This window comes from Nitrosomonas europaea, assembly GCF_900167395.1.
In the GTDB taxonomy this organism is placed as follows: Bacteria; Pseudomonadota; Gammaproteobacteria; order Burkholderiales; family Nitrosomonadaceae; genus Nitrosomonas; species Nitrosomonas europaea.
In genome coordinates this window covers 1-3,783 of sequence record NZ_FUWK01000068.1, presented here as the reverse complement: position 1 = coordinate 3,783, position 3,783 = coordinate 1, and the positions used below count along the sequence as shown (strand labels likewise).

Sequence of the window (3,783 nt, the reverse complement as noted above, 5' to 3'; positions counted from 1 at the left end):
ATCGTTCACGAACTTCAGGGGAAAACTTTGTTTGATTGCTCATGGCTCCATTCTCTCAAAAGTTGGAGCCTCCTCAAAACCCGGGGCGATTCAGTCGACCTTTGTGGATCAGGCCCGGCTGGCGCACGTCGTGCTCGCAGCCTCATGGGCGGTCGTATTCATACTGATCTCGTTCATGTACGCCTATCGGCGCGCTTTGGTTCTCATCAACCCATTGCAGCAACTGGGCATACTCATTCAAGACACTCGTAAGGAATTGCGGACATGGGCACGACGGGCTCAGCGCGCGATACCGCTGCTTGAACCCGATGTAAGCGCAAGTTCCACGACGTCACCTTCGGACTCCACGCACGACTTGGCCCGTACCGCGTTTTTTCAGATCAACAATAGATGGACCGATGGCACAAAACGAGCGGTCCGTCATGCGATGTCATTTGCGGGACGCTATGCAGAGCAGGGAGACTATGAAGTTTCTGGTGTGGCGCTGAACGCTGTCGTCGGCATCAATGCTGCATACATCGAGTCCAAGGGAAAAACGTTCTACGCCAACAACTCCTTTGTCGAAAATCCTTTCTCCAGTGATGGCTTCATCAACGACACGCTGGAGCACCTGCGGCAAAACTTACAGAGTGGGATTGCGCGCCGGGATGAGCAGCAGATCGAGCAGACACTGCAAGCAATGGCAGCACTCGTCCGGGTGTATCTCGGCATTGATTACTCCAGCCCGCATGCCTCGAAAAGCCACGCGCAGCTCGCTGCAGGATACCTTGCAAGCGCGGTGCAGAGCGTAGTTCCTCATGGCATGGCCGATGTTCTGCTGGAGGGGCAACGGCTCATGGGGCAATCTGCGCAATATCTCCTAGCTCATGGAGATCCGAACGACATAGCAACGCTCAGCGAAAAAATCGCTTTGATTGCGTGTACCGGCTGCGCGAAAGAGGATTACCGCCCTGTCACGATGGAAGGCATGGCGCAGCTTGCGAATCTCACTTTTGATTTACTTCGCTCCGGGAGCCGCGACATTCACTTCGCCGTAGGGGAAGTCCGCCGAGATGTTGCTTTGGTGGCGAAGTTATTTCTCAACGTACCAGATACCCCCCTGTCGAGCAGCCATAGCACATTCCTGGGACCGTACTACTCGTCGACGAGCATGCAGAGTTTGAGGTCGCGGCTTACGGCATTGGCGAACGCGATCTCTGAAGCGCCACCGGACAACACGGACGCCCAATCAGTCATACGGAACATCGAGCGTTGGGCAGATGGCCTTTACCAAACGGAGAAGGAGCTTCTTCTCGAAGCCGTAAAGGTGAAGTCTCACTTCACATTCGACATGATTCACTGGATAACGGGTGTGACAGAAATCCTGTTGGCAGTCTCAAATGCGCCTGTGTGCGATCATCACAGCCAAGACGAGCTGCAGAAGCATGCGCGTTGGTTGGTCGCTACATTGACATGGATTCCCGATGACAAGGAATCCGTCACGTTCGTAGAGAATTTCCAGATGACGGAGTCCTTATTCGAGGCCGCAATAGGTGCGCGCAATCGCGGCTGTGATGAAATTGCGAGAGAAATTGGAGAGAGCCTTCTGTCCTGGACGTTCAAAGGCGGGAGGTATCAAACAGGCTGGGGAATTCTTGAGAGGGGGCTTTGTGGCCTCGCAGCATTTGCCGTCAATGGTGGAGATGAAGATATCTCACTACTCAGAACCGCAGTCGTATCCAAATTAACCGGCACGTCTGCTCCGGAGCAGGAAATCCGCGATCGAACTGCCAGAGAAATCTTGGGGCGCGTCGCGAACCTGTACAGGCAAGGACACTGGTCGTCACGGATTGAAATGGCAATTGCTCAATCCGACCATGCGAAATTGGGCCCACTTCTTAGAGAAATTGCTGGCCTGCTGTCACCAGGCATGGCCCACCAGACGCACACGATCTGATGTTAGCCGGGCACCAACAAAAGGACTTCGGCTTCGCGGCGAGCTACCAGCCCCGGCAGTACCTTGCCGCCACCGTGCACCCAGCGCCGCAACTCTTGGCCCGCAGAAAGCCAGTCTCGCTGGTTGATTCGCCGACGCATCGTAGATGTCTGCAGTCGACCGGCACCAAGGTTGAAGGTGAAGTCGACAATGGCCGCGAGCCGGCTCTCGGGCTCGGTGGCCAGCACCGGGCAGTAGCGCAGCGTGGCGGCGAGGGCTTTGCGCAGATCCTGATACAAGTAGGCCTCGCCCTCTTCCTCGTCGATCGGTGGATGGTCCGGCTTGCACAAACGCCCGTAGCCGATCGTCCAGTAGCCGGCCAGACAAATGTAGGGACGGGCGCGGCGCAGTGGATCTGATTTGGGAACCTTGTGGAAACCCTCAAATCGTTTCGCCAGGGCGATAGCGGCTTGGGGAATCTGGCTCATTGCCGGACCCGATCGAATACGCGGCCGATGAACCAGAAGTTCAGCACGCCGGCCCACAGGGCCTGGTCCTTTTCCCGCTTCGTCTTGATGTTGCACTTGTTGTCGTCGCGCAGGATCACCGTGATCGCCCGCGCGCGGTCCTTGCCGACCTTTTTCAGTTTGATGGATAGCTTGGCGTAGTTCAGGTGGTGATCGCGGAAGTCGAAGGTGGGGTTGATTAACGACCGAGCAGCGGTGTAGATGTCGTCGGCATCCTTGGTCCAGGTTTTCACGAGCAGCGAGCGACCGTTTGCAGCGGAATAGCCGAGCTCGACGACCTTGACGGACGTCACCGGCTCACTGGCGATGTCGAAGTTTCGTGGTGCTGCCAGGCTCTGGTAGTCGTATTGCTTTAGCGGGATCTTCTCGCCGGTGATCGGCGATTGCAGCAGGGAGTCGGCCACGATTCGGGCCAGCGCTTCGCGCCCATCCGTATCCTTCGACAGAACCTCGAGGTGCCCATTGGCCGGCTCATAGGTGATGTGCGATGACACCGCCCGGATCACCTCTTGTGGCACCAGTTCGCTGGCCTGCACGCAGTCGATGATTTCCGGCGGGCGGTTGTGGTGGATGCTGATCTGGTAGAGGTCCACGTCTTCGCCGGTCTGCGTATCGGGCCGCAGGCGCTTGAAGATCTGGATCGCGACGGCGTCATCGGAACACCCGAGCTGTTGAGCGACGGTTTGGTGGAACGCCGTCTTGGCAGCTGCATCGTCGAGTACAGCAAGACAAGAGGCACTTTGCCGGAACACGTCGGCCTGGCGGGCGTTGAGGGCTTCCTCGAAGATTACGGGCTCATTGACGTGCAGCCACAGCGCGCGCTGGTACTGGTTCGGGATCGCAGCGAAGGCTTCTCGGGCGGCGTCATCGAAGATGTCGTCCTTGAAGCCGTCGATAACGTCCTGTCCGGCCCCATCCGACAACAGCACGATCCGTTCGGCCACTTCCTCGATCCGCTGCCGCTCACTCACCCCAAGGGCGGACAGCGCGACCTCCATCTGTTCACGCTGCTCCTTTTTCGTCTTTTTGGTGTCCAGGTCCGGCATGGCCAGGCTGAACTCGTCCGCCATGAATTCACGGAACACTGCCGGCGGCAGGTGGCCCAGGAGCTTGGTCAAATTCTCTGCATCGTTCATCTGCATACCCTCATAAGGTGTGGATCGGGTTGGTATCAGCCCCTACGGCCCCTTTTCCTTGATGGGGTGTGCAGACCGATGAAGTTCGGTGTACCGAACGATTATGATTGTCTAGTTGTTTGGTCCCGCATTGTGATGGTGTATTGTATGATTTGCTACCGACACAGGAGGAATTATGGGACAGATATTACACGGGAGCGCCCGC

Annotated in this window: 3 protein-coding genes; 1 reads left to right on the top strand and 2 read right to left on the bottom strand. The window is 57.2% G+C overall.

What is annotated here, in order from left to right:
- The coding region (locus tag B5D58_RS13230; RefSeq protein WP_159445013.1) for a hypothetical protein at positions 1 to 1,936 on the top strand (1,936 nt) is incomplete at its 5' end.
- Positions 1,937 to 1,938: 2 nt separating this feature from the next.
- On the opposite strand, the gene B5D58_RS13225 is transcribed toward B5D58_RS13230, so the two are convergent.
- Positions 1,939 to 2,403 (bottom strand): lysozyme, encoded by a 465-nt coding sequence (locus B5D58_RS13225; RefSeq protein WP_011112987.1) that lies wholly within the window; start codon positions 2,401 to 2,403, stop codon positions 1,939 to 1,941.
- The gene (locus B5D58_RS13220; RefSeq protein ID WP_011112988.1) at positions 2,400 to 3,578 is read right to left on the bottom strand and encodes a hypothetical protein; all 1,179 of its coding nucleotides are present in this window, start codon (positions 3,576 to 3,578) and stop codon (positions 2,400 to 2,402) included. The genes B5D58_RS13225 and B5D58_RS13220 overlap by 4 nt, the downstream gene beginning before the upstream one ends.
- Positions 3,579 to 3,783: the final 205 nt, after the last annotated feature.